The organism is Zavarzinia marina, from assembly GCF_021568905.1.
GTDB lineage: Bacteria > Pseudomonadota > Alphaproteobacteria > Zavarziniales > Zavarziniaceae > Zavarzinia > Zavarzinia marina.
In genome coordinates this window covers 1-1,802 of sequence record NZ_JAKGSB010000015.1, presented here as the reverse complement: position 1 = coordinate 1,802, position 1,802 = coordinate 1, and the positions used below count along the sequence as shown (strand labels likewise).

Annotated in this window: 1 protein-coding gene; it reads right to left on the bottom strand. The window is 67.5% G+C overall.

Going from position 1 to position 1,802, the window contains the following annotated elements; translation table 11 throughout:
* The coding region (acs, locus tag L2U69_RS19065) for an acetate--CoA ligase (RefSeq protein WP_236108714.1) at nucleotides 1–1,802 on the bottom strand (1,802 nt) is incomplete at both ends.

Sequence of the window (1,802 nt, the reverse complement as noted above, 5' to 3'; positions counted from 1 at the left end):
CGGTTGTCGATGAGGTCTGTGACGACGGAGGGATCGGCGAGGGTGGAGGTGTCGCCGAGGGCGCCGAACTCGTTCTCGGCGATCTTGCGGAGGATGCGGCGCATGATCTTGCCGGATCGGGTCTTGGGCAGGCCGGGGGCGAACTGGATCAGGTCGGGGCTGGCGATCGGGCCGATCTCCTGGCGGACCCAGGTGACCAGCTCCTTCTTCAGGGCGTCGGTCGGCTCCTCGCCGGCGTTCAGGGTGACATAGGCATAGATGCCCTGGCCCTTGAGGTCGTGGGGATAGCCGACCACGGCGGCCTCGGCGACCTTGGCGTGGGCGACGAGGGCGCTCTCGACCTCGGCCGTGCCCATGCGGTGGCCGGAGACGTTGATGACGTCGTCGACCCGGCCCGTGATCCAGTAATAGCCGTCCTCGTCCCTTCGGCAGCCGTCGCCCGTGAAATACTTCCCCGGATAGGTCGAGAAATAGGTCTGCACGAAACGCTCGTGATCGCCATAGACCGTGCGCATCTGGCCGGGCCAGCTGTCGGCGATGCAAAGGTTCCCCTCGGTCGGGCCCTCCAGCACCTTGCCCTCGGCATCGACCACCTCGGGGGCGACGCCGAAGAAGGGCAGGGTGGCGGACCCGGGCTTGAGCGCCGTGGCGCCGGGCAGGGGGGTGATCAGGATGCCGCCGGTCTCGGTCTGCCACCAGGTGTCGACGATGGGGCAGCGCCCGTCGCCGACCACCTTGTGGTACCAGGACCAGGCTTCCGGGTTGATCGGCTCGCCCACGGAACCGAGCAGGCGCAGCGACTGGCGCGAGGTGCCCTTCACCAGGGCCTCGCCCTCGCGCATCAGGCTGCGGATGGCGGTGGGGGCGGTATAGAAGATGGTGACCTTGTATTTGTCGACCACCTGCCAGAAGCGCGACGAATCCGGATAGGTCGGCACGCCCTCGAACATCAGGGTGGTGGCGCCATTGGCGAGCGGGCCATAGACGATGTAGCTGTGGCCGGTGACCCAGCCGACATCGGCGGTGCACCAGTAGATGTCGTCCTCGTGGCAGTCGAAGACATATTCATGGGTCATGGCGGCATAGACGAGATAGCCGCCGGTGGTGTGCAGCACGCCCTTGGGCTTGCCGGTGGAACCGGAGGTATAGAGGATGAAGAGGGGATCCTCGGCATCCTGGGCCACGGGCTCGTTCACCGGATCGGCGGCCGCCATGGCCTCGTGGTACCAGACGTCGCGGGGCGCCTTGAAGCCGATGGGGCCGCCGGTGCGGCGCACGACCACCACATGCTCGACCTCGGGGCATTGTTCGAGCGCCTTGTCGGCATTGGCCTTGAGGGGAACCTTGCGGCCGGCGCGCAGGCCCTCGTCGGCGGTGATGACGAGCCTGGAGCCGCAGTCCTGGATGCGGCCGGCGAGACTGTCGGGGGAGAAGCCGCCGAAGACGATGGAATGAATGGCGCCGATCCTCGCGCAGGCCAGCATGGCGACCGCGGCTTCCGGGATCATGGGCAGATAGAGGGTGACGCGGTCGCCCTTCGCGACGCCGAGCGACAGGAGGACATTGGCGAAGCGCGAGACCTCGGCATGAAGCTCGCGATAGGTGATGACGCGGCTGTCGGCCGGATCGTCGCCTTCCCACAGGATGGCGGGCTTGTCGCCCCGGCTCGCCAGATGGCGGTCGAGGCAGTTGGCGGCGACGTTCAGCCTGCCGTCGTGGAACCAGCGGATGTGGACGTCCCCGGGCCCGAAGGAGACGTCCTTCACGCCGTCCAGCGTATAGGGCGTCATCCAGTCGAGGCG